Origin of the sequence: Dyella agri (genome assembly GCF_044904705.1) — a bacterium.
Classification (GTDB): Bacteria; Pseudomonadota; Gammaproteobacteria; order Xanthomonadales; family Rhodanobacteraceae; genus Rhodanobacter_A; species Rhodanobacter_A agri.
The window spans coordinates 524,385-548,894 of the sequence record NZ_JADIKL010000002.1 but is presented as its reverse complement, the minus strand read 5'-3'; the positions used below and the strand labels follow the sequence as shown (position 1 = coordinate 548,894).

20 protein-coding genes are annotated in these 24,510 nt (G+C 66.8%); 6 read left to right on the top strand and 14 right to left on the bottom strand.

The genetic code is table 11. The annotated features are described in order from the left end of the window. Positions 1-99: 99 nt before the first annotated feature. Positions 100-1,065 carry a FecR family protein gene (locus tag ISP14_RS04930; protein ID WP_404536769.1) on the bottom strand — a complete coding sequence of 322 codons (966 nt, stop codon included), beginning with the start codon at positions 1,063-1,065 and terminating at the stop codon, positions 100-102. Between the two features lie 177 nt (positions 1,066-1,242). On the opposite strand from ISP14_RS04930, the gene ISP14_RS04925 reads away from it, so the two are divergent. Continuing rightward, positions 1,243-1,632, top strand: a complete 390-nt coding sequence (locus ISP14_RS04925; RefSeq protein WP_404536767.1) for an acyl-CoA thioesterase — start codon at positions 1,243-1,245, stop codon at positions 1,630-1,632. Between the two features lie 75 nt (positions 1,633-1,707). Here ISP14_RS04925 and ISP14_RS04920 read toward each other — a convergent pair whose 3' ends face one another. Both ISP14_RS04920 and ISP14_RS04915 read right to left on the bottom strand, forming a co-directional pair. Continuing rightward, positions 1,708-2,085 carry a hypothetical protein gene (locus tag ISP14_RS04920; protein ID WP_404536764.1) on the bottom strand — a complete coding sequence of 126 codons (378 nt, stop codon included), beginning with the start codon at positions 2,083-2,085 and terminating at the stop codon, positions 1,708-1,710. A 365-nt stretch (positions 2,086-2,450) separates the two neighbouring features. Beyond that, positions 2,451-2,642, bottom strand: a complete 192-nt coding sequence (locus ISP14_RS04915; protein WP_404536761.1) for a hypothetical protein — start codon at positions 2,640-2,642, stop codon at positions 2,451-2,453. A 44-nt stretch (positions 2,643-2,686) separates the two neighbouring features. Here ISP14_RS04915 and ISP14_RS04910 point away from each other — a divergent pair, with 44 nt between their 5' ends. Together ISP14_RS04910 and ISP14_RS04905 are read left to right on the top strand one after the other, a co-directional pair. Then, positions 2,687-3,439, top strand: coding sequence for a glutathione S-transferase family protein (locus ISP14_RS04910; RefSeq protein ID WP_404536759.1), 753 nt, complete (start codon positions 2,687-2,689; stop codon positions 3,437-3,439). Between the two features lie 159 nt (positions 3,440-3,598). After that, entirely contained in the window at positions 3,599-4,108 is a 510-nt protein-coding gene (locus ISP14_RS04905) for a nuclear transport factor 2 family protein (protein ID WP_404536757.1), read from the top strand. 15 nt (positions 4,109-4,123) lie between these two features. Here ISP14_RS04905 and ISP14_RS04900 read toward each other — a convergent pair whose 3' ends face one another. Beyond that, on the bottom strand, positions 4,124-5,026 hold the full coding sequence (locus tag ISP14_RS04900) for a LysR family transcriptional regulator (protein WP_404536755.1): 903 nt from the start codon (positions 5,024-5,026) through the stop codon (positions 4,124-4,126). A gap of 103 nt (positions 5,027-5,129) precedes the next feature. Between ISP14_RS04900 and ISP14_RS04895 the strand changes: the two genes are divergently transcribed. Next, positions 5,130-6,122 (top strand): aldo/keto reductase, encoded by a 993-nt coding sequence (locus ISP14_RS04895; protein ID WP_404536752.1) that lies wholly within the window; start codon positions 5,130-5,132, stop codon positions 6,120-6,122. Positions 6,123-6,182: 60 nt separating this feature from the next. On the opposite strand, the gene ISP14_RS04890 is transcribed toward ISP14_RS04895, so the two are convergent. Beyond that, positions 6,183-8,159 carry a M1 family metallopeptidase gene (locus tag ISP14_RS04890; RefSeq protein WP_404536750.1) on the bottom strand — a complete coding sequence of 659 codons (1,977 nt, stop codon included), beginning with the start codon at positions 8,157-8,159 and terminating at the stop codon, positions 6,183-6,185. A gap of 104 nt (positions 8,160-8,263) precedes the next feature. Between ISP14_RS04890 and queF the strand changes: the two genes are divergently transcribed. Further along, on the top strand, positions 8,264-9,088 hold the full coding sequence (queF, locus tag ISP14_RS04885) for an NADPH-dependent 7-cyano-7-deazaguanine reductase QueF (RefSeq protein ID WP_404536748.1): 825 nt from the start codon (positions 8,264-8,266) through the stop codon (positions 9,086-9,088). 103 nt (positions 9,089-9,191) lie between these two features. Then, positions 9,192-9,743 carry a hypothetical protein gene (locus ISP14_RS04880; protein WP_404536746.1) on the top strand — a complete coding sequence of 184 codons (552 nt, stop codon included), beginning with the start codon at positions 9,192-9,194 and terminating at the stop codon, positions 9,741-9,743. An 18-nt stretch (positions 9,744-9,761) separates the two neighbouring features. On the opposite strand, the gene ISP14_RS04875 is transcribed toward ISP14_RS04880, so the two are convergent. The 9 genes from ISP14_RS04875 to ISP14_RS04835 form a co-directional block, all read right to left on the bottom strand. Beyond that, positions 9,762-12,164 (bottom strand): TonB-dependent receptor, encoded by a 2,403-nt coding sequence (locus tag ISP14_RS04875; RefSeq protein WP_404536744.1) that lies wholly within the window; start codon positions 12,162-12,164, stop codon positions 9,762-9,764. Between the two features lie 169 nt (positions 12,165-12,333). Further along, the gene (locus tag ISP14_RS04870; protein WP_404536742.1) at positions 12,334-12,807 is read right to left on the bottom strand and encodes a DUF3617 domain-containing protein; all 474 of its coding nucleotides are present in this window, start codon (positions 12,805-12,807) and stop codon (positions 12,334-12,336) included. Between the two features lie 78 nt (positions 12,808-12,885). Next, positions 12,886-14,922 carry an alkaline phosphatase family protein gene (locus tag ISP14_RS04865; protein WP_404536740.1) on the bottom strand — a complete coding sequence of 679 codons (2,037 nt, stop codon included), beginning with the start codon at positions 14,920-14,922 and terminating at the stop codon, positions 12,886-12,888. 218 nt (positions 14,923-15,140) lie between these two features. Continuing rightward, on the bottom strand, positions 15,141-16,784 hold the full coding sequence (locus tag ISP14_RS04860; RefSeq protein WP_404536738.1) for a multicopper oxidase family protein: 1,644 nt from the start codon (positions 16,782-16,784) through the stop codon (positions 15,141-15,143). Positions 16,785-16,903: 119 nt separating this feature from the next. Next, the gene (locus ISP14_RS04855; protein WP_404536736.1) at positions 16,904-17,839 is read right to left on the bottom strand and encodes a hypothetical protein; all 936 of its coding nucleotides are present in this window, start codon (positions 17,837-17,839) and stop codon (positions 16,904-16,906) included. After that, positions 17,836-20,166 carry an LTA synthase family protein gene (locus tag ISP14_RS04850; protein WP_404536734.1) on the bottom strand — a complete coding sequence of 777 codons (2,331 nt, stop codon included), beginning with the start codon at positions 20,164-20,166 and terminating at the stop codon, positions 17,836-17,838. Before ISP14_RS04850 ends, ISP14_RS04855 begins: the two co-directional genes overlap by 4 nt. A gap of 56 nt (positions 20,167-20,222) precedes the next feature. Next, positions 20,223-21,515, bottom strand: coding sequence for a YaiO family outer membrane beta-barrel protein (locus tag ISP14_RS04845; RefSeq protein ID WP_404536732.1), 1,293 nt, complete (start codon positions 21,513-21,515; stop codon positions 20,223-20,225). Then, on the bottom strand, positions 21,512-23,023 hold the full coding sequence (locus ISP14_RS04840) for a glycosyltransferase family 2 protein (protein ID WP_404536730.1): 1,512 nt from the start codon (positions 23,021-23,023) through the stop codon (positions 21,512-21,514). The genes ISP14_RS04845 and ISP14_RS04840 overlap by 4 nt, the downstream gene beginning before the upstream one ends. After that, the gene (locus tag ISP14_RS04835) at positions 23,020-24,081 is read right to left on the bottom strand and encodes a HEAT repeat domain-containing protein (protein WP_404536728.1); all 1,062 of its coding nucleotides are present in this window, start codon (positions 24,079-24,081) and stop codon (positions 23,020-23,022) included. Before ISP14_RS04835 ends, ISP14_RS04840 begins: the two co-directional genes overlap by 4 nt. Positions 24,082-24,510: the final 429 nt, after the last annotated feature.

The following is a 24,510-nucleotide window of genomic DNA, read 5'->3' as shown; positions in this document are numbered from 1 at the left end:
CCGATGCTAGCGCCTTGCCGGCGCGGGTACCCCTGCCAAAGGTTGAGGCGGCTGCGGCTTGCGTGGGAGGGCAAGCCCCAGGGAAGAGCGCGCCGGGGTTCAGCGGGCTGCAGGCTGCAGCACGATCTCGTATGGCGACACCTTGACGGCCCGCAGCAGCCGGCTGCGCTGCAGCGCCTGTGCCAGCCCGACCGGATCGCCCGCGTCGAAGACGCCGCTGACCGGCAGGTTGCGCAAGGCAGCGTCGCCGATGGTCAGCCGGGTGTCCGAATAGCGGTTCATCGCCGCCACCAGCTCGGCGAGGCTGCGTCGATGGAACACCAGCTCGCCGCGGGGCCAGCCGCGCGCGCCAGCCAGGTCCGCCGGCTGCACACTGCCAAGGCGGTCGTAGCCGTAGTCGACCTGCTGGCCGGAGCGCAGCGTCAACTGCTCGTTGCTGCCGGGCAGGTTCACCGACACCGTGCCCGCGAGCACAACCACGTGGATGTCGTGGGCCAGTTGGCTCACCTGGAAACGGCCACCCGCGGCAGTGACGACGCCGTCGCCGGCGTGCACCGCGAACGGCTGTGTTGCCGCAGATGCCAGGTCGAACTGCACACGGCCACGTTCCAGCGCCCATTCGCGCTGTTGTCCGGCAGGCGCGCTGACGGCGGTATCGGTGTCCAGCAAGACGATGCCGCCGCCGGGCAGCGGCAGCTTGCGCTGCTCGCCGGTGGTGGTGGCGTAGTGCTGCAACGAGGCCTGATGGACCACGGCGCGCCACGTGAGCACGGCCGCCGGCAATACGCAGGCCGCCGCCAGCAGCAGCACCCAGCGCAATGGGGCACGGCGCGCGCGCCTCTCGGCCTGCGGCTGGACTTCGACATTGACTGCGGACCGGGGCGCCACGGTGTGGCTGTATCCCAGCGTGGCATTCGCGCTCGTCGCGGCGGCGGTGTGGCGACAGGTCGCGACGGTTTCGTTGGATGGCGGGGTCCGCGTGTCGGGCGCACGCTCGACGCGCCGCCGTGCCGTCTCGCCCGGACGCATCAGGAACACGACGTTGTCGGCGTATATGCGAGCCATGACGATGACGCCCGACCTCCGCTGCCGTCCCCCGACGGCACGACTGGGTGCCAGTAGCCCATGCCTGCGACAATCTGTCATCTGGCGGCGCAACATCGGCGCCGCGATACGCCGCCATGGCGTGGCGCCGGAGCTTCTGCGGCAAAATGACGGGCTTCCCCGTCCATGGATGCACCGATGTCGAGCGCCCTGCCCGAAGCCCGCCTGCTGGAAATGGTTTTCCCCGATCACACCAACCACCTGGGCACGCTGTTCGGCGGCCAGGCACTGGCTTGGATGGACAAGGCTGCGTTCATCGTGGCATCGCGCTACGCACGGCGTACGGTGGTTACCGCACGCTCCGAAGAGGTGAATTTCCGCGTGCCGGTGCGCAAGGGCCAGCTGGTAGAGCTGGTGGCGCGCATCGTGGGCACCGGTCGCAGCTCGATGCAGGTGGAGGTGGAGATGACCGCCGAGGATCCGTTGAGCGGCGATCGGCGTGTCTGCACCACCGGTCGCTTCGTGATGATCGCGCTGGACTCCAACGGCTCGCCCACCGCGGTGCCGGCGCTGCCCGCCGCCGGTTGATAGCTGCGCCGCCACGAGGCGGCATGGCATCGCCGCCTGACACAGGCCAGGCGGCGATGCACGATGGCCGGCGGATCAGTGGATGTAGCCGGACTCGGCGGTGTCGACCGTGATCTTGATGAGCTTCATCGAGCCCAGGTTGCCCACGCCGCCATTGGCGAAGGTCAGGGTTCCCTCACCCTTGTAGTGGAATTCCGTGCGGGAGTTGTCGCTGCCGAAATGGAAAGGAATCCACGCCTTGCCGGTCATGTAGGTCTTCTGGTCGTTAGGGGCCCCGATCAGGTCCATGACCTCCTTGGAATACATGCCGACCTGGATCTTGGCGAACTTGCTGCCGGGCGCGGGCGTGCCCACGACAGCCTCGTCGCCAGGGGCACCCGCGCTGAATGCCAGCGGCGCGTAGGCCGTGAGCAGGCTCAGGGACGACAAGAAAATGAACGATTTGATCTTCACAGACGGTTCCTCGTGAGGTGGGGGGCGCCGAAGCAGGACAGCCCGCTCGAAACCGGCCTGCCTCCGGCGGACACGACCCCGGAAACGGCGAAGATCGAATGTGCCCCTGCAGCCTGGCGCGATTGCGCCCGGCGTTGCGCGGCGGAATCGGCGGAGATGCTAGGCAAGTCGCCCGACACGTCAAAGCGGACAATTCCGAGCATTCGTGTAGGAATCATCTGACACAGCAGAAAAGTCCGACGGCAGGCACGTCCGTTCGAAAAGCGGCGACCGTCGCGCCAGCGCCGCCGCAACGAAAAAGGCCGGGGGTGCCTCCCCGGGCCACATTTCCCGAATGCCCGGCACCGCTGCCGGGCGCGCCGCGTCTACGGGATCAGCGCCGAGATCAACGCCACCTTCGGGCTACCCCAGCCGGTGACCCGGTCATAGTCCGCCACCGCCGTGTAGCTACCCGACCTGCCGCGGGTGATGTCGTGGAAATCGGCGCTGCAGGCGATGGTCGGCTTGCCGCCCGACTCGTTCCGCGCAGGCGCATGGAAAACGACAAACCGCCACATTCGTGTACGATTTTCCCCAGCATGAGTGCCAGGAGATCAGCGTCGTGCCCGCGCAACGCAAAGTGATCGGTAGCTACCTCTCGCCCTACGTACGCAAAGTGCTGGCCTGCCTTGAACTGAAGGGGCAGGAGTATGAGATCGACGCGATACCGCCGTTCGTGGGCAACGAGGCCTTCGCACGGCTGAGTCCGCTGCGACGCGTGCCGGTATTGATCGACGACGGGCTGGTGTTGAACGACTCCTCGGTGATCTGCCAGTACCTGGAGGACAAGTACCCCACGCCACCGCTCTACCCACGCGACATCGCCGATCGCGCACGCGCGCGCTGGCTGGAGGAATACGCCGACACGCGACTGGCCGACGGACTGATCTGGCGGGTGTTCTACCAGCGCTCGATCCGCCGCCGCGTGTTCGGCGAAGCATCCGACGAGGCGGTGGTGACGCAGGCGCTGGAGGTGGAAATCCCCGCCGCGATCGACTACCTGGAAACCCAGATGCCGGAGGACGGCTTCATCTTCGGCGCGTTGTCGATCGCCGATATCAGCATCGCCAGCTATTTCCGCACTGCCGCTTTCGTGCGCTACGAGATCGATGCCGCACGCTGGCCGCGCACCGCCGCGCTGGTGGCGCTGGTGCTGTCGCAGCCAGCCCTGCAGAAGCTGACCCGCTACGAGGAGTGCACGCTGCGCCTGCCGCTGGACGAACAACGCGCCGCCTTGCTCGCCGCCGGCGCCCCGCTCACCAGCGAGACCATGGGTACCTGCGCGCCACGGCCGGTGCTGGCACGCACGACCTGAGCGGGGCTAACCCGCCACGCCCTGCTCTCCGCCGGCTTCCTTCCGCCCATTCCCTGGACCGGACCGCTCGTCACCGCAACCCCGTCGGTCATCACAGGACCGCGGCAGCCTGGCGCAGGGGCGATAGCCTGACGACAGGCTGCCATCGGGGAGATGCCCGTGAAACATCATTCCGACCTGCTCGCGCATCCACGACGTGGACTCGCGTGGTCCCTGGCGGCGGGTCTCGCCAGTGTGGCGTGCATGCCTGCCCACGCACAGGCCACCGCGGCATGCCATCGTCCCGAGCTGCAAGGACAGAAGCGGGACGCAGCCACCATCCAGCGGCTGGAACGCGCCTGGTCCGCCACCTTCCTCACCGGCGACGCGGAACTGGAGTCGTGCCTGCTGCTGCCGGCATTCACCGAGATCTTCGGCGACGGCCGCACGGGGCACCTGGACGACGAGCTCGCCCTTGCCCGAGCCAACCAGGGAAAGCATTTGCCGATACCGGCTTTCCCCGGCGAGCAAGTGTTGCTGCACGGCGACGCGGCCGTCGCCTATGGCGTCAGCACGTCGAAGGGGGCCGACGGGCAGGTTCGGCGGCAATGGTTTGCTGATTACTACGTCTGGGATCGCGGTACATGGCACGTGTCCTTTGCGCAGCAGACGCCGATCAAGCAGCGTTGAGCCAACACCCGGTCATCACTGCTGCCGCTCCATCAACTCCACCAGCCAGTCCACGAACACGCGCAGTCGCGCCGGCATCTGTCGCTGCGATGCATACAACACGTGCACCGGCAGCGAGGGCGGCGGCAAGCCCGGCAGGATTTCGCGCAAGGTGCCGCGGGCCAGCGCGTCGACGATGCGGTAACGCGGAAATTGCGCGATGCCCAGCCCTGCTTCGCAGCAGGCGAGGTAGGCGTCCACGCCGCTGACGGTGACGCGGGACGGCAGGCTCACGGCGCGGCGACGGCGATTCACCACGAACTCCAGCGCGGGCTCCGGCCGGCGCGTGGTGGGCGAAGCCCAATTCACGCCCAGGTGTCCCTGCTGCAGTTCGGCCAAGGTGGCGGGCTCGCCGTGGCGACGCAGGTAGTCGGCGCTGGCCACGGTGACCTGGTCCAGCGTGGCCACGCGCCGCCCGACCAGGCCGGAATCCGGCAGTTCGCCCACACGCAGTACGCAGTCCACGCCCTCGCGCAGCAGATCCACGAAGCGGTCGCTGGTGCCGATATCCAGTTCGATCTGCGGAAAGCGCGCGCAGAACTCGGGTAACACGGGTATCACCAGTTGCCGCGCCAGCGTGGCCGGCAGGTCGATGCGCAGGCGGCCCTTCGGTTTCAGTGCGGCCTCGCGGAAATCGGCCTCTACCTCGTCCAGGTCGGCAAGCAGGCGCACGCAGTGCGCGTAATAGGCCTGGCCGTCGCGGGTGACGCGCTGGCAACGCGTGGTCCGCTGCAGCAGCTGCGCGCCCAGCCGCGCCTCCAGTTGCTTGACGGCGTGGGTGACGGTGGCGCGCGGCAGGTCGAGGTCGTTGGCGGCGGCGGTGAAGCTGCCCAGCTCGACGATCCGCACATACAACCGCATGGTATCCAGACGATCCACGGATTGTTGTTCCAAATGGAATAGTGATGGCGATTATTGGGTATTTATCCCACAACCGCCACGGCGCAGCATGGCGCCACCTTCCACCACGTGAGCGACCCACATGCAAACCCGCACGCTTGGAAACAACGGCCCGAAAGTCTCTGCCCTCGGCCTCGGCTGCATGGGCATGAGCGACTTCTACGGACAGCGCGACGACGCCGAATCCATCGCTACCATCCAGCACGCGCTGGATCGCGGCCTCAGCCTGCTCGACACCGCCGACATGTACGGCCCGCACATCAACGAGGAACTGGTGGGCAAGGCGATCAAGGGCCGCCGCGAACAGGCGTTCATCGCCACCAAGTTCGGCATCGTGCGCGACCCGGCCGATCCGCAGGCGCGCGGCGTCGACGGCCGCCCCGAATACGTGCGCGCCGCCTGCGAAGGCAGCCTGAAGCGACTCGGCATCGAGACCATCGATCTGTACTACCAGCACCGCGTGGACCCGAACGTGCCGATCGAAGAAACCGTGGGCGCCATGGCCGAGCTGGTGCAGGCCGGCAAGGTGCGCCACCTCGGCCTCTCCGAGGCCTCCGCCGCCACGCTGGAACGCGCCAGCAAGGTGCATCCCATCGCCGCGCTGCAGAGCGAATTCTCGCTGTGGACCCGCGACCCCGAAGACAACGGCGTGCTCGATGCCTGCCGCCGGCTGGGCATCGCCTTCGTCGCCTACTCTCCGCTGGGGCGCGGCTTCCTCACCGGCGCGATCCGCTCGCCCGACGATTTCGAGGCCGACGACTACCGCCGTTCCAACCCGCGCTTCCAGGGCGAGAACTTCGCGCGCAACCTGGCGCTGGTGGACAAGGTGAAGACACTCGCCGCCGACAAGGGCTGCTCGCCCGCGCAACTGGCGCTGGCCTGGGTGCTGGCACAGGGCAAGGACGTGCTGGCGATTCCCGGCACCAAGCAGCGCTCGCGGCTGGACGAGAACCTCGGCGCGCTGGACGTGACACTCTCGCCGGGGGACCTGGCCGCCATCGACGCGGTGTTCCCGGCCGAAGCGGTGGCGGGCGCGCGCTACGCGGCAGCGAGCATGACGCACATCAACGGCTGAGGCGGCAAGAGCACCCTCGGTCCAACCCCTTTCCCGCAAGCGGGAGAGGGGCTTTGAACGTCAGTGCATGGTGTAGCTGTTGTTGGAGCGGTCCGCGTCCGGCAGCGTGTGGTCGGGATCGAGTTCCAGCTTCGCGATGCGCTTGTCCGTATCCAGCGTGAGCTTGGGCGTGGCACTGAAGCGCCAGGTCTCCACCGGCAGGCGGATGTCGCGATGGCTGCCGTCGGCGAAATCCACGCGCAGCGTGGCCGGCATCACCAGCTTCTGCTTGCTGGCCAGGTTCACCGTGACGCCCTTGGCCGGGTCGTTGTCCACGTAGCTGGCGCCCGTGATGCCCATGTCGAGCTGCCAGTTGTGGAAGTACCAGCCGCGCCACCACCACGACAGGTCTTCGCCGGCCGCGCTGTCCATGAAGCGGAAGAAGTCCGAGGGCGTGGGATGGTGCCAGGCCCAGGTGCGGATGTAGGCGCGGAACGCGGGATCGAAGCGGTCCGGGCCGAGGATCTGCTCACGCAGCAGCACCAAGCCCAGCGCGCCCTTGAAGTAGGTCAGCGAGTGGCGGTACTTCTCGCTGACCGCATCGGCGTGCGCCATCATCGTCGGCGCGTCCGCATCGGCCAGCAGCGGCAGGATCTCATCCACCGGGTTGCCGCCGTTGGGGGCGTACTCGCTGTCGCGCTTGGGCCCGTATTCGCCGTGGTTGAAGGCATCCGACGCGTACACGTCGATGAAGGTGTTGAAGCCCTCATCCATGAACGCGTGGCGGCGTTCGTTCGAACCCACGACCATCGGGAACCAGGTGTGCCCGATCTCGTGGGCGCTAATCCAGAACAAGCCCTTGCCGTGGTCTTCGTAGCCGTCGAACACGATGCCCGGGTATTCCATGCCGGCGCCGTGACCGCCGAGGTTGATCGCGTTCGGCCACGGGTACGGATACCACTTCGACGAAAAGTGTTCGACCGCGCCCTTCATGTATTCGGTGGAGCGGTTCCACTTGTCGGCGCCCACGCCCTCGACCGGATAGATCGACATCGCCATCGCGTGCTTGCCGTCGGGCAGGTTGATGCGCGCGGCGTCCCACACGAAGGCGGGCGAAGCGGCGAAGGCCACGTCGCGCGTGTGTTCCATGCGGAAGCGCCAGGTCTGCACGCCGCTGCGTGTGGGCCGGCTGGAAGGATCGTTCACTTCCTCCGGTTTGCGGATGTACACGGTGCGGTCGCTGTTGGCCGCCTGCGCAAGGCGCTCACGCTCGGTGGCGGTAAGCACCTGATCGGGATTCGTCAGCTGGCCTGAGCCTTCCACGATCCAGTTCCACGGCACCGTCACCGCATAGTCGATGTCGCCGTATTCGAGATAGAACTCCTGGCCGAGGTAGGGCAGCGTGTCCCAGCCGCGCAAGTCGTCGTACACCGCCATGCGCGGGAACCACTGCGCGATCTCGTAGATGTCGCCGTTCTTCGTCGGCGTCACCGCGGTACGCCCGCCCCATTCGCCGGGTACGGTGTAGTGGTAGCGGATGTGCAGCTTCAACTGGCCGTCCTTGGCCTTCAGCGCCACCGGCAGGTCCACGCGCAGGCGCGTGTCGTCCACCAGGTAGTGCACCGGCTTGCCGTCCACTTCCACCGCGTCGAGCTGATAGCCGTCGGTGGTCTCGCCAGGCTTCTTCGGCCACGGAGAAGTGAGCGCGCCGCGCGAATCGGACCGGTAGATGTTCTGGTCCAGCTGCAGCCACAACTGGTCGAGCGCGTCGGGGCTGTGGTTGGTGTAGGTGATGGTCTCCTCGCCAACCAGGCCGTGCGTGGCCGGATCGATGCGCGCCTTGATGTCGTAGTCGGCGCGGTTCTGCCAGAACTCGGGGCCGGGCCGTCCGGCACCGTCGCGGAACGCGTTGGCCGGCTGCGGCAGGGAAAGCGGCGCGAACAGCGCCTGCGCATCGAAGCCGGAACCGGCGTCCTGGGCAAAGGCCGGCGCACTCAGGGCAGCGGCCAGGGTAAGCAGGGCAACCGCGCTGCAGCGGGCCGAAATCGGGTTCTTCATGGGATGCCTTGGGGCGGGGACAAGCCCGCCCACTATAGGAACCGTGCCGCACCGGCGGATAGGCCAGAAGTACTGGTCGCGGCCACCCCCGCTAGAATGGAGGCATGAGCACGCCCGACCATTCCCCGCTCGGCAAGTCCACCGTCTACGCCGACCGTTATGACCCCAAGCTGCTGTTCCCCATCCCCCGCGCCGCCAAGCGCGCCGAGATCGGTGTGGGTGCGGCGCTGCCGTTCCACGGCACGGACATCTGGAACGCTTACGAGCTGTCCTGGCTGGACACGCACGGCAAGCCGCAGGTGGCGCTGGCCGAGTTCCGCATCCCGGCGACCACGCCCAACATCATCGAATCGAAGTCGTTCAAGCTCTATCTCAACGGCTTCGCCCAGGAGCCGCTGGCGGATGCGGCCGCGCTGCGCACTCTGCTGCTGCAAGACATCGCCACCGCCGCCGGCGACGTGGTCGAAGTGATCCTGCATCCCGCGCGCACCGCGGCGCACCCCTTCGCCGACCTGGCGGGCGAGTCGATCGACGCCCTGCCCGTCGCCATCGACGACTACGGTCCGCCCAAGGCCGACTACCTGCACGCCGATGCCAGCGCCGCGGCGGTCGAGGAGACCCTGGTCTCCGACCTGCTGCGCTCCAATTGTCCGGTCACCGGCCAGCCCGACTGGGGCAGCGTGCAGATTGCCTATCGCGGCGCGCCGATCGACCGCGCCGGCCTGCTGCGCTACCTCGTCTCGTTCCGCACCCACAGCGAGTTCCACGAACAGTGCGTGGAACGCATCTTCATGGACATCACGGCGCGCTGCGCGCCCGAGCGGCTCAGCGTGTACGCGCGCTACACCCGCCGCGGCGGACTGGACATCAACCCGTTCCGCAGCAGCGTGCCGGCCGCGCCGGGCAATCCGCGCGGCGCGCGGCAGTAACATGGTCCCCCGGTAACCGGCGCTTCAGATCGCGCGTACTAGCCTCGGTCCGACTCGCCACGGCATCGCGTCCAGCGCGGTGCCGCGACCACGGGATACCGCCATGCATCGTTACGCCCCTCTGCTTGTTCTGTGCTGTGCCGGCCTGCTGCTGTGCGGCTGCCACAGGCACGACAACACCCCGGCCCATCCGATCGCTGCTGCATCCAGTGCGGCGCACCCAGGCAAGCCGGCGCCTGCGAAACCAGCCAACGCCGCCACATCGACAGCCCTGGCCACCAGCACGACCAAGGCCGCCACCGCGAGCGACGACAACTTCCATGTCGCCACCTTCACCCTGGGCAGTGCGATCGACGCCGGCTATGCCGTGACCGCACCAGCCAGCCACTTTGCCGACGACACGCCGGTGATCTACGCCAGCATCGCCACCACCGGCCGCACTGCCAGCGCCACGCTGGGTGCGCGCTGGCGCTACCTGGAAGGCCAGGGCGTGCTGATCAACGAACTCCACCAGACCATCGCCACCAGCGGCCCCGCCGTCACCACGTTCAAGGTGCAGAACCCCAACCGCTGGCCGGCGGGCAAGTACAGCGTGGAGATATCGCTGAACGGCAAGTCTGTCGCCACCCGCGACTTCGAGATCGGCAAGCGCTGAAGTCGGGGCAGCGCCGACTCAGAAATCGATGTCGACACTGCCGGAAACGCTGCGTGGCGCCGCGACGATACCGCGGATGAAGTTGTTGCCGAAGTAGTCCGTGTCGGTGTACGCCGTGTTCAGATAATGGCGGTCGAACACGTTGTCGACGTTCAGGCCAAAGCGCACCTGGTGCCCGAATCCTGAAGACGCGAACTGCACGGTGTCGCTCACGCCGATATCGAACACGGCGTAAGGCCTGATGGTGGAGGCGGTGGGCGTGCCGGCGAACAGCTGGTCGATGTACTGCTTGTCTACGAAGCGACCCTGGGCGTTGACGCGCCAGCCCTGCCATTTCCAGGTCACGCCCGCGCTGACCAGATTCTGCGGCACGCCGGCCAGCGGCTGGCCGGCATTCACCTGCCCGGCGAAATCGGACGTGAAGCTGGAGGTGAACTTGGCCTGGTTGTGCGCGTAATTGAAGTACGCGCTCAACGTACCGGAAGATGCCGTCTGCCAATCCTGCTTCAACTGCAACTCGACGCCCTGGTAGCGGGAACTGCCGCCGTTGCGGAACTGGCTGAGCTGGGTGACCGGATCGGTGACCGTGATGAAGGTGTTCCTGAAGTCTTCGCGGTAGCCGTTCAGCGTGGCGCTGAAGCCGTCCACGCTATAGCGCGCACCGACCTCGTAGTCCTCGACGTATTCCGGCTTCACGGTCGGCGGCACGATGGTGTCGTTGCCGTTCGCGTCGGTCTGGAACGCGCCGTAGTACGCAGAGATGTCCGGCAACTTGAAGTTCTTGCCGTAGGAAGCGTAGACGTTCAGGCCATCGATCACCTGGTAGTTCGCGCCGAACGTGGGCGACAGGAAATGCTCGGTGTCCTTCACCGTGCCGGCGATCGGGTAATAGATGCCGACGATGTCGTGGTCGCTGGTGCTGGCGTGGATGAACTTGAGACCCGGCGTGAGGTGCAACTGGTCGTCCAGCAGCGACACCGTGTCCTGCACGAAGACCGAGGCCACCGTGCGATGGTCGTGCTCATCCCAGGTGTCGTTGTAACCGTCGATCTGCGGCACCGGCGCCGAACCGTACCAGTATTCGCGCGAATGCAGCTTGCCGTAGGTGATGTTGCCGCCCAGCACGATCTCGTTGTGCGGCAGGTTGACGGTCAGCGTGGGCGTATCGCCGATGCCCTCGGTGGTGTAGCCGTAGAAATGATAGTCCGTACCGGCCTGCACCGAGCCGAACGTGGCGGCCGGGTCATAGCTGGGACCGTTCGGGTTGCCCAGCCAGAAGGCGTAGCCAGACGGCGTGTCCTCCAGGTTGTAGGGCTGGGTCGCGCTCTGCTGGTACAGCGGGTTGGAGTACGAGGTGCGCAGGTATTCGTTGCGGCCGAAGAACAGCTTGTTTTCGAAAGCGACGTTGTCCGCGAACTGCGACTTCCAGTTCACGATGTCCATCCAGTTGCGGTCTTTGATCGGCGAGGACGTCCAATCCAGCGGCCACTGGTAGTTGCGGCCGTACTGCTGCTGCAGTGCCTGCGGCATGTTGAACGGCGACAAGCCCTTGTTGTTGTTGTAGAGCAGGTAGTTGGACAGCGTGTTGTTCTCGTCGAAATCGTACGAGAGCGCCCAGTACAGGTTGTTGTTGTGGTCGGCGGTATGGTCGATCCAGCCGCGGCTGCCGGAATGGCCGAACGCGAAGAACTGCTTGAGCCCGTTCCAGTCGCCGGTGTCGAAGCTCATGTGGTAGTCGTAGCTCTTGAAGCTGCCGTAGCTGGCGCCCACGCTGCCGCCCATGGTGTCGCCCGGCTGGCGCGGCACGTAGTTGATGGTGCCGCCCAGCGAGTTGTAGGAATTCACCGCCGGGTTGTTGATGCCGCGATAGATCTCCACCGACTGCAGGTTGGCGGGGATCAGCAGCACGTTGTTGCGGTTCTCCGCCTGGTTCGTCACGCCGCCGTTGAACACGTCGTTGAGCGCCACGCCAGCGAAGGTCTCCGAGAACTGGCTGGAGTTGAAAGCGCGCAGATTGACGCTGGTCTCGACGCCGTTCGGGCCGTTCGAGTAGGCGAACACCGAGGGCTGCTGGTTCAGCATCGTCTGCACGTTCACCGTGGGCGCGGGCGAAAGATTGCGCAGGGTTTCGGTATCGATCTGGCTTTGCGTATACGCCGCCGTGGGCGGCACGCCGTTGACCGCCGTGGCCGTCACCGATATGCCGTTGAGCTGGGTCACCTCTTTCTTCGGCTTCTTCTTGCTGGCGTCGCCGGGCGCCTTGCCGTCGTCGTCCGAAACCGCTGCCGGCGCAATGCCGCGATCGCTGGCGTGGGCCGGTGCACCGTGCAAGCCTCCGAGCAAGACCGTGAGGATGGCCAGCGCCAGCACGGAGGCGCGGCCATGACGGGAGATCGGCTGGAGTCGAACTTCGTTGCGCATGATTGTCGGTTCCGATGGGAAGTCGCCGAGCTGCGCATGCCCCTGCTGCGCAGCGCAAGGCAGGGGCATGCCGAATGGCGAATGGGTGGCTAAATGGCCGAACGCTAACAAGGCCTTGTGTCAGCCCCGTGATGCACCAGCGCGGGCCTGGCGGCAGACTCCAGCCGCTTCAATCGCTGGGCCCGGTGCAGGCGGCGCGACGCACGCCTTCCACCCGCAGCACCTCGCCGCGCCCTTGCAGGCTGACGCTGCCGGTGTAGTGCTCGGGCGTGTCGAACTCCACCCGGCCGCGCCCGCTCGGCGCGGACACGCCGGCGCAACTGAGCGTCCAGTCCAAGGCAGTGCTGCTGCGATGCTGGTCGCTGCGCTGGCATTGCGGTGCGGGCGTGGGCAGATCGGCGAAGCGCGCCCAGGGGTCGTCCCCTTCGTTCACGCAGCGCCACTCCACTTTGGGCGGCCCGGCATGGCCATTGCTGACCACGCGCAGCACGATTCGCCACAGGCCGGGCATGGCCTGGAAGTCGGCGGGATCGGCCCGGGTGACGGCAACGGATGCCGCGCCTAGCAGCAGGATCGCGGACAGGCCAAAACGCAAGGCGGCCGCGCGCGGTCGGCGTACCACCCTTCGGTTCCACTTGGTCATGGTTTCAATCTTCATTGACGCGGTTCGCGGGCGGCCGATGGAGCTGGCCGCCCGCGCATTCCCGCTTTCCCTGCGCAATCAGTCCTGCATGTCCTGATCGTTGTCGTTGTCCCGCTGGCGCGCCAGCCGGAAGTCGAACATGTCCATCAGGTTGCCGATCGCCGGGGCGTTGAGCGGAACGTAGGGGTTGTTCCTGGCACTGACCGGGTTCGGCAGGTTGTCGCGGCTGCGCTCCGAGATGCGCTCGTGCAGGCCCCAGTTCGCCTCGACGAATTTGTCGAAGGACACATGGTCGTAGTAGGTGTGCACCATGTGGCCGCCCTCGGAGTATTTCGAGACCACCAGCAGCGGGATGCGGGTGCCGTCGCCGAAGAAGTCGACCGGCTGCACGAAGCCAGAATCGTAGTAGCCGCCGCCTTCATCGAAGGTCACCATGATCGCGGTGTCGTTCCACAGCTTCGGGTTGGCCTTCACCATCTCCACGATCTTCTGCACGTAGCCCTCGAACAGGTCGAGCTTGGACGAGGCGGGATGGCCGTCCAGCAGACCGTCCGGCTTGGCGATGGAAACCGCCGGCAAGGTGCCGTTCTGGATGTCGCTGTAGAGGTCGTTGATGTCCTGGTTGCGCGCGCGCAGCTTCGGATCGGTCATCACCTGCGTGGAGTACAGGAACGGGTTGCAGATGTTGCAGTAGCTGCCGCCCTCGCCGTCTTCCTTGCCGTTGTCCCAGCCTTCGCCGTAGTACTTCCAGCTCACGTGGTGGTGGCTCAGCAGCAGGGCGAGGTTGTTCTGCCTGGTCGGCGGGATGGTGAACTGGTTGGCGCCCAGCGGCGCAGGCGTGCCGTCGCCGAGGTAGCCGGGGTTGTAGTTGTTGACCAGGTAGTAGGCGCCGGCCTTGCAGTCGCCGCGGCGGAAGCTGCGGTACGGCAGCGCGTGCAGGTAGTTCTTGACCTCGGCCACACCCGGCTGGCTGTCGTCGGCGCAGTTGACGTAGGAACCGCCGCCGTAGCCGTCCTGCACGTACCAGTTGTTGGTGCCCGGCTGCGCGTCGGGGTTCTCGATCTGGTTCGCCGGCGGCACCGCGGGGCGACCCTGGGCGTCGGCGTAATAGATCAGGTCGCCGTAGCCGAGCATGATGTGGTTGGCACCGGTGCCGCCCATCACCGACTGGTGGAAGTTGTCGCTGAGTGTGTAAGTGCGCGCGAGCTCGGTGAAGTACGGCGCATCACCCTGAGCCACGTTGAGGAACTGCATCGCGGTCGCGCCCTCACCGGTGCTCTCGTCGGTGAAGTTCGTCGGCTGCGGCTTGCCGTTGGTGCCGGCGCCGATGGAGGTCTCCACCCAGGGGAACAAGTCGTTGCGGCAGCCGCTGGGGTTGCCCGCCGTCGCTGCCGCGGCGCTGCAGTCGAGCTGCTGCCACATCTGGAAGAAGCGATGGACGGGGCTGTTGGCGTAGGCGTCGTAGCTCAGCGAGGCGTGCATATCGACCGGGGCGTTCGGCAACTGCGCGGGGAAGCGCGTGTCGAGCACGCGGTTCGGCAGGCCGGTACCGCCAGCGGCGAGCTCGCCATAGGCGGCGTCCGGCAGGCCCGGCTCGAACGCCTGCGCCTGCTGGGCCGAGGCGAACAGTGCCTGGGTCGGCGCACCGCCGGTGTTCATCGCCGGCAGCGTGGCGTAGGGCGCGGTGTGCTGCGGCGCCAGCGCGAACTTGCCGGTGCTCTGCGCCTGCCACTGCTGCGCCTTGGCCACTTGCGGACCCGGCGTGCCATCGGCATTGACGATGCCTTCGGACAGCAGGTTGCGCACGCTCTGGCCGCTCGGCGGCGTATAGGTGGCGAACACATGGTCGAAGGTGCGGTTCTCGCCGATCAGCAGGATCACGTGCTTGATCGGGGTGCGCGTGCGGTCGCTGCGGTCGTCGCCCTGTTCGGGGCCATGCAGCAACACCACGCCACCGGGCAGGCCATGCTGTGCATGCTGGTGCGCCTTCGCGCGAAAGGTGGCGTCCTGGTCGGGCGGCGTGGTGGTCTGCGCGCTGGCCAGACCGGCGATGCCGGTGGCGAGTGCGCCTACAGCGAATGCTCTCAACCGGCTGCGTCGGAACATCGAAGACATGATCGGCTTCTCCTGCGGCCGTTGCGGGCGGCCTGCGTGAGTGGTTCCCCCTGATTCCGGACGCGGCACAACGTGCATGCCGCGACCAGAGCGGCAGTCTGACCCGCGCAGATGACGGCGCGTTGGCGTGTTCAAGACAGGGAAACCGCCGGCGATGACAGCGCGGCGACAATGCGCAGGAACATGCGCCGAAGCGCACACAGAGTGTGTTCGCGATCTCAGCCCGGCAGCAATTCGTACGGCCGCATCATTTCGTTGTCTTCGTGCTCGAGCAGATGGCAATGCCACACGTAGCGTCCCGGCTCGCCCTCGAAGCGCACCGCAATGCGCGTGACCATGCCCGGGTCGGCACGCACGGTGTCCTTCCAGCCCGCCTCGTGCGGCGGCGGCGGTTGCGCGGGGCCGGTGTACTTCAGCTGCCGCCGCGCATTCCACGCGAACAGGTCGAACGGCCGCCGGTCGAGTACCTGGAAGCGCACCAGGTGCAGGTGGACCGGATGCGCATCGCCGCTGAGGTTGACGAAACTCCAGGTCTCCACGCTGCCCGCGTGCGGCCGCTCGGATACCGGATCGGACCAGTGTTTGCCGTCGAGCAGCATGCGCAACGCGTTGCCGTCGGCATCGTCCATCTCGCCCAGGGTCAGCACGCGGTCGTGCGCCGCGGCGATATCGAGACGCGGTACCGACCGCAGGCGCAACGGCAACACCGAGTCGTCGCGGCGGCCGCGATCGCCCACGCGGAATTCCAGGATGCCGCCGCCGTGTAATTGCAGCTGCACGCGCTGCCCTGCCAGGCCGGCGAAATCGACCACCACGTCGGCGCGCTCGGCGGGATACAGCGTGATCTGGCTGCGCTCCACTGGCGCCGGCAGCAACCCCTGGTCGCTGCCGATCTGCTGGAACGCCAGGCCATGCGTCAGCGCCAGCTCGAAGAAACTGCTGTTCGCCACGTTGAGCAGACGCAGGCGGTAACGGCGTGGCTCCACGTCGAGGTACGGGAACAGCTTGCCGTTGCACAGCACCGCGTTGCCCTGGCATTGCATCACCCACGGCGCCGCGGGGTCGTCGGACACCGGGTAGTACAGCTGTCCGTCGCGGCCGACCAGCCGGTCGCACAGGAACAGCGGCACATCGCAGTCGCCCGACGGCAGGCCCAATGCACGCTCCTGCGCATCGCGCACCAGCCACGCGCCGTACAGGCCGGCGTAGATGTTGAGCCGGGTGATGCCCATCGCGTGATCGTGGTACCACAGCGTCGCCGCGTCCTGCGCGTTCGGGTAACGGCTCAACGCGGAGCGACCCGGGACGTACCAATCCTCGGGCCAGCCGTCGCTGTCCGCCGGCACACGCGCGCCGTGCACGTGGGTCACCGCGCGCACCTCGGGCTTGTCCGCTTCGGCGCCGTGGATCGTGTGGTCGATCGGCAGGAAGTGCCGCGCCGGCAGCGCATTCGCCCACTCCACCAGCACCGGCTGATCGCGCTCGACCTCGATCGTCGGGCCTGGCGCGCTACCCGCGTAGCCCCATTGCGGCGTGGGCGGCAGGTCGCGATGCAGGCGCGCTGCGAACGCGCGCATCTCCATGCGATAACACGGCAGCAGACGCCCGGGCCATGCCGGATGCGCACGTTGCCCGACAGGGCGCGCGCGCGCCGGCAATGGCAAGGGATCGACGAAAGGCGCCAGCGTGGCCGGATTCACCAGCGGCCGCTTCGGCGCCGCCAGCCGCGCCGCAGTGGCGCGCATCGGCATGCCGGCCATCGCGCCGGGCACAGTGCCGGGCGATGCCAATACGTCGCGCAACAGCCCCGCGCCCAGCAGGGTTCCGGCAGCGCGCAGGAATTCCCGTCGCGAACGGCTCACGCCGACCGTCCTGCAGCGCAGCGGGCAGCCAACGATCCGCGTCTGGGGAAGCTATCGGGCATCATTCCCGCACCGTAGATGCGCAGAATGACGGTTTGGTGTCAGCGGCGGCGCCGCGCTCAGTCCCGGTTCCGCTCGATCCAGTTCCGGTAGCTGCGGTAGTGATGGATCGCGAAGCCGGCGAAGGACGGATCGTTGCGCAGTGCCTGTTCCACGGTGCCCAACGCCTGCTCGAACACCTTCGGTCCCACCTGGTCGAAGGTGACCTTCTCCAGCTCGTTGGGCGACACCTCGAGACCGATCACCACCTTCTTGCCGACATGATCCGCGTAGGCGATCTCGCTGGCGGCATGCGAAAGGATGCTGTCGCTGCCCTCGGCCTTGTGCCGGTAGTCCATCAAGGCCACGTAGTCGAACAAGTCGATGACGTGCTCGCTCACCGGGCGCCGAACGCCTTTCCACTCCAGCTCGATGCCGTCCAGCCAGAACGGGATGGCGGGCCCCACGGCCAGGGTCGCGTGGTATTCGCGCTTGATCTTCATCAGCGCGTCGCCCATGTCCAGGAAGTCGGCAAGCAGACGCTCGCGGGTGTTGTCATTCCACTCGTCGAGGATGTGCGGCTCGATGTCCAGGTTGGCGCCATCGAAGCGCGCCGATGCCGGCGCGGCCACGTTGTATTGCACCACGCGGCGGAACATCGCCTCGGCCTGCCTGCGATAGGCGGGCAGCACGTAGTTCTCGGTGTGCAGATAGGCCGAACCCAGCAATGCGTAGACCTTCATGTGCTGCTTGTGCAAGCGCTCGATGAAGGCGCGGTACACGCCGGGATGCTCGACGAGCAGATCGTGGCCCTGGTACGCATCGGCGTAGAGATACACGGTGTCGATGTGCTGCGATTGCAGATAGGCCACGGCCTCCTGTGCAACGGACGGGTCCTTGACCATGGCATAGGAATCGGCCTCCCAGGTCCAGACGGCGCGACCGGCCCCGGCCATCGCAACGACCGGCAACGCACACAGCAGCAACGCCAGGCACAGGCGGGAGAAGCGGCTCATGGCGCGCCCCCGGCTGTCGTGCTGGCATCGACCGGCACGTGGTATTGCCCTTGCCCGATGGCCTTGCCGGTTTGCGGATCGGATGGGAACACCGATACGTAGCAGCGGCGGCTGCAGGCATCGGGACGCTGCAGCGCCAGCTGCACCCGCTGGTGCCCGTTCGCGGGAAGCTGCAGGGCCGCGCCGGAGACTTCCTGCAGTTCGCGGCCATCCTCGGCGGTCAGCACCGCCAACGGCACGAAGGCGCGGCTGGCCTGTGCATCGCCGTTGCTGAAACCGACCGTCAGCTGCACGGCATGGCTGCCAGCCGCCACCTCGGACAGATCCGTCGACAAGCCATGCATGACCGGCGCCGCGCCGATCGGCTGCACCTTTTGCGCCGGCTCCCGGTAAGCCACCAGTTCCGGCGTGGCGCCGCCAGGAGCGAGCGCCAGCTTCTGCATGAAGATCGCATTGGCCTGCTGGTAGCGCAGGAAGTGGCGCGCCACCCAGTCGCGCGCGGCGGCATCGTCGGCCGGCGTGAGGTGCATGCCGTCGCGCAGCTCGAGCAACTGCCCATCGTGCAGCCACCAGCGGCCGGCCAGGTAATCCGGCGCACTGGTCTTGGTCTGCTGCAGGGGCAGCTGATGGATGTTGCGGAAACTGTCGTCCAGGTCCAGGCCGGTGCCCAGCCACGGTGTCTGCGCCGGCCGTTTCAGTCCGTAGGTGTGCGACAGCAGCGCCAGCAGCGACGGCGCGACGTCCAGCTGCGAGGATACGGCGCGGACGTGCCGGGCCTGCCTGAGCAACGGCGAGAAGATGATCAGCGGCACGTGGTAGCGGTCGATGTGCTCGCCCATCGGGATCTCCGGCAGGCGATGGTCGCCGGTGATCACGAAAACGGTATTGGCGTACCACGGCAGCTTCGCCACGGCATCGAAATAACGATGCAGCTGGTCGTCGGTATAGAGGATGGTGCTGTAGATGTCGGCGTTGGCTCGATACGCCGCGAGCTGCGCGTCGGGGATGCGCAAGTCGCGCAGGCGTTGTTCGAAGCGCGCGCGCCAGGCGTCCTGCCCCGGGAACTTGTAAGCGGTGTGCATGGAGATGGTCTGCACCGCCAGCAGGAAGGGCGCCTGCAGCTGCGGGCTGTCGGCCAGCACGCGCGATACCAGCTCCTTGTCCGGATAGCCCCATTCGCTGAACGGGTTGAGCTGGTAGCCGGGGCCGAAGTCCCGCTTGTCCACCAGATGCTGCACGCCCTGCAACTGCATGAAGGCGCGCTCGTTGTCGAAGTCGGTGTCGGTGCCGTTGTAGAACGCGGTGTGGTAGCCCTGCTGCCCCAGCAAGTTGAACAGCCCCGGGCCTGGCGGCATGCGTGTGCCCAGCGAGGTGAAACCTTCTTTGGCGAACGGCGCCGAATTGAAAAGGCTGGGCAGCACGCCGAAGGTGCGGCCCTGGTTGGACAGGAAGTTATCGAAGTACAGGCTGCGCGTCGCCAGCGCGTCGAGGAAGGGCGTAAAGCTGCCCAGCGACGCCTGCGGACCGGAGAACGAGCGCCCCAGCCCTTCGACCACGATCACCACCACGTTGGGCGGACGGCCGTCGGAAGTCGGGGAAAAGTATGGACCGAGCGTGTCTGGCGTCTGCTCCGGATGCAGGAACGGGAACTGCGGGTCCAGCGGCGGCTCGTCGGCGGTGGCGGCGGCCGCCTTGCCCGGCGCAAGTACCGCGGCGCTGTCGTTCCTCGACCAGCGCCAGACATCGGCACAGAACCACGCCAGCTTGTTGCTGGCCAGGTCGCGCGCCGCGTCATCCTTCAATGTGCGCGCCCCCGTCGGCAGCCACGCCAGCCACGCCAGCAGGCCGGCAATCAGCAGCACGCTGGTCCATCGCCTGGAGCCATCGACCCATCGACGCGCACACACGTATAGGCCGCACCAAAGCACCAGCAGTGGCAGCAGGTATGCCAGCAAGCTGCGCGGATCGAGCGGCGTGCCGCCGGACAAGGTGGTGCGGATTTCCGCGGCGCTGTAGCCGAACAGGTCCGCACCCAGCGGCACATGCGCCACCTGGAAGTATTGGTTGAGCCCGGCCTGCGCCACGATGAACAGCGACCACAGCACGGCCAGCGCCGCGAGGCGCGGCCGCTGTCGTCGCAAGGCCAGCAGCGGAAGCGACAACAGCAACAGGATCGGCACCGCGCGCAGCAGCACCAGCAGGGCTTGCAGCGACGCGATACCGGCGATGGCCCATGGCTGGCTGCCGTTCCAGCCGGCCGCGGCTACGCCGTTGACGATCGCGCACGCCACCAGCGCGAACTGCGCCAGCAGCAAGGCCGGGAACACGGCGGAAAAGCGCGACCAGAGGTCGCCGCGATCCGCCGGGGCCGTCGACGGCGCCGTCACCACAGCGAGTACAGGGTCAGCGAGACGATTTGTTCGTTGACGCCGGCCACATCGCTACCCTCGCCGTAGCCGGCACTCAGCTTGAAACCCCAGCGCGGCGACAGGTAATGGCTCCAGGCGGCGCCGATGGCGAGGTTGTTGTCGATCACCTGGGTGCCATAGCGATTCAGATCGGTGCTGCGGCCGTTGCTGACGCTCAGCTCCAGGTAGTCGAAGGCATCGCCGCGGTAGTAGTTGCGTAACAGGAAGCGGTTGCTCCAGCTGCCCGAACCCACGCCCGGCACGTATTGCAGCTTGTAGCGCGCGTACCAGTCGCCCCAGTAGCGGCCCACGCCGATGCCGTAGAACTGGGTGTTGCTGGAGAAATGCAGGTGATCGACGCTGGCCGACAACTCCCAGCCGCGGCCCACGCCCTGGAACACTTCCACGCGCCATTCCTGCTGCGGCAAGACGCCGGAGCTGGGGCCTTGCTGGTAGCGCAGGTTGGCGTAGGCACGCGACCACAACGGCACGTAGCCATCCAGCGCCCAGGCGTTGTCGCTGGTGCCGAAATGGTCGGAACGCAGCAGCTCCAGGGCGAGCGAGCCCTGGCTGAAGTAGTGGCGCAACGACAGATCGATGTCGTTCCAGCCTTGCTGCCCGCCGGTGAAGCCGGTGTGGTCCCAGCTGAGGGAGGCGCCCCAGTTGTACCCACCGCCCAGGCTGGTCGTGCGCGGCAGCAGGCTCTGCCGCAGGCTGTCGATTTCGGCGGCGTTTGCCCCCAGCGTCGCGGCGGCATCGAAGTCGGCACGGGCGGCGGCGAGTTGTTCCATGTCGCGCTGGGCACGGCCACGTGCGATGTACGCATCCGGGTCGCGCGGCGCCAGCTTCACCCACTGCGAATAAGCATCGACCGCCTGCTGCGGGCGACCGCTCCAGCGATAGACATCGCCCAGCGCGGACCATGCATCGGCGTAGTCCGGGCTGTGCTGCACCACCGTGTGCAGGTCGCTTTCGGCCGCGTCGTACTGTCCGTCCCAGGCGTAAGTGCGCCCACGCGCCAACAGCAGGTCGCCGTTGCCGGGGTGCTCGGCCAGCAAGGCCGTGTAGCGCTGGATCGCCAATGTCTTCTGGCCGCTGGTGGCGAGCTGGCGTATCTGCACCATCTGCGTCGTCAACGCGTCGGGAGCGGCGGTTTGCGCCTGCAGGCAGGGCGAGAACGCCGCCAATGCCAGCAGCAAGGGCCAGCCGGCGTGGCGCGTGCGGAGCGGATGCCGTTGCGCGGCCACGGGTAGATGCATGCGCTTCATGGATTGCTGCTCCCGTCGGCATGCAGGTCGGGGGTCATCGTCGCTGCTTCCTCCTGCTCCTGGTGCCACGAGCCATCGCGATGGATGTGGCCCCAGCGATAGCGTTTCCGCAGCCCGAACAGCCAGAGCAAGGTGCCGTAGAAGCGCCAGCAGGAGTTCATCTGCCGGTAGCCGAAGTTTTCCAGCACCGCGACCACGAACAGCCGCAATTGCTGCGACGGCTTGGCGTACAGGCCAAAGGACAGCTCTTCCAGCAGCATCGCGTTGACCGAGAGCAACATGCCCATGCCAATCGCCGCCGCCAGGAAAACCAGGAACACCTTCAGCGTCACCAGACCGGCCAGGGTCAGCACGATCATCGAGACATAACCGATCACCTCGATGATCGGGCCGAGGAACTCGAACAGCAGCATGAACGGGAACGCCACCCAGCCCGCCGCGCCACCGCGACGGTTGAACATCAGTCCGATGTTCGACCACAGGCTTTCGGCCAGTCCGCGCTGCCAGCGCACGCGCTGGTTGCTCAACGAGGCGACGTCCGCCGGCACCTCGGTCCAGCAGACCGGATCGGGCACGAACACGATGCGATAGTCGCGCTTCTCCTTGCGCAGGTTGCGGTGCAAACGGACGATCAGGTCCATGTCCTCGCCCACCGTGTCGTTGCGATAGCCGCCGATGGCGATCACCCGCTCCTTGTAGAACACACCGAAGGCGCCGGAGATGATCAGCAGCGCGTTCATCGGCGACCAGCCCATGCGCCCGAACAGGAACGCGCGCAGGTATTCGATCACCTGGAAACTGGGCAGCCACTGGTTGGGCAGGCCGACCTTGGCCATCATGCCGTTGGCGACGGTGCAGCCGTTGAGTACGCGCACCACGCCGCCGCTGGCGACCACGCGGCCATCCTCCAGGAATGGGCGCACCACCCTCGACAGGCTTTCCGGCTGCAGGATGCAGTCGGCATCCACCACGCAGAACAGCGGATAGCGCACGCAATTGATGCCGGCATTGATCGCATCGGACTTGCCGCCGTTGGCCTTGTCCACCATGCGCACGCGCGGGTACTGCGCCGAGGCGTAGACACCCCTGACCTGTTCGGTCCGCAGGCGGGCCCGATAGGCCTCGGGCACCCGCACCAGGCCGAAGGCCTCGATCAGCGCCTGGCGGGTGCGGTCGCTGGAACCGTCGTTGACCACCACGATCTCGAACTCGGGGTAGTTGGTCTTGAGCAGCGAGTGCACCGAGGCCACCACCGACTTCTCTTCGTTGTGCGCGGGCAACACGATGCTTACCGGAGGCTGGTAATCGCGCAGGCCGGGCGGCAGGTAATTGGCCCGGTATTCGCGCATGTAGCGCACGATCTGGTAGGCGGAGATGTAGTTGAGGATCAGGTAGGCCAGGTTGATCGCCACGAAATAGATCATGAAGATCCATTGCATCGACGCCAGCGCGTGGCTCCAGGGCCCGTGCTGGAGATTGGCCACGAACGAATCCCAGTAGGCGTTCATGCCACGACTCCCAGGTCGTGCTCGGAAAGCACTTGGTCGATGATGTCGCGCCCGTAGGCGTCGCCCTGCCGCTGCTGCATCAGGCGCAATGCGTCCACACCCATGCCCGGAAGGGCCAGCAGCGCCTGCGCGGCCCGGTAGCGCACCCACCACACCTTGTCGGCCAGCATCGGCTCCAGGCGCTGGCTGTCGGCGGCTTCGCCGATGCGGCCCAATGCCGACGCCGCATGCATGCGTACGTGCCAGCGCGGCGCGTCGAGGAAACCAGCCACCCGCTCGCGGTCTTCCTTGTCGCTCACCAGCTGCAGGCAGACCGAGAGTGTGTGGTCGTCCACCGAGCTGTCGAGCAGCTGCCGGATCACCCCCGAGGCGTGCCCCGGATCGATGTCGGCGAGGAACCGCACCAGCTTGACCATCGTGCTGGTATTGGCGCGCAGCAGCGCGTTGTCGAGTTCGCGCAACGCGCTGCCATCCTCGTTGTGGGCGAGGATGCGCGCCACGTTGCCAGGCATCCAGTCGTCGCGCTGCAGGACCAGCGGCACGAACATCGCCATCGCTCTGGGCGGATCCACCTTGCCCAGCGCGTGTGCCGCGCACAGCGAGACGATGGGGCTGCGGTCGTTGAGGAACGGCACCAGCTCGTCGAACACATCGTGTTCGCGCAAGTGTCCCAGCGCAATGATGGCCATCGCGCAATCGTGATAATTGCCGCGCAGCATGCGCCGCGCCGCATCCACCAGGCCCACGCCGTGCCCCAGCGGCAACAGCCGCACTGCGTCCTGCTGGGGCAGCGATTCGTGAATCACGTTCCAGGCTTCGATGAAGCCGGTGACCTCATCGCGCTTCAGCGGCTGTAGCTGCACCGCCTCGCCCGCCAGCACGTGCTTCATCACCTGCGTCCAGTGCTGCTGCGCCCGCTTGTCGCGCAACTCGCGCTTGCGCGAACGCGCGCGCAGGAAAACGATGACCGTCAACAGGCTGAAGGCCAGCAACAGGGTGAGCACGGCCACCCAATACGCCACCGTCAGCAGCGTCGTCCCATTGGCAGGCATTTCCATCACGGCCTCCCTCTCTGCCTTTGCGGCACATGGCCAGGCTCATGCCCCATGCATGCATAACCCGTTCCAGACGCGGGCGGCAACGCAGCGTCCGGCACCCCTGAGCCATGCGGGTTGGTGTCGGTACGCAGCCGGATGGTGGCGCTGCCGGAGCGCCGGAGCAGACCTGGCGAGGCGCATCGGCGGCCTGCTCGCCGGGCCGCGCGATGGGCGGCCGCGGCATGCCTGCCGGATAGTGAGATGCAGACTGCGGCGCCGGGCCTGAGCACGGCAGGCCGGGAACGAATGCGCTGAAACATGAACCCCCTTTCCATGGAGGACATGGTCAGTCGCCATGCCGCCGTTTTGTGAACTACGCACGATAATGCAGATCGGAATTGAGATACAGCGCGGACGCCGGGACTGCCGTTTTCGTCAATAAATTGACGC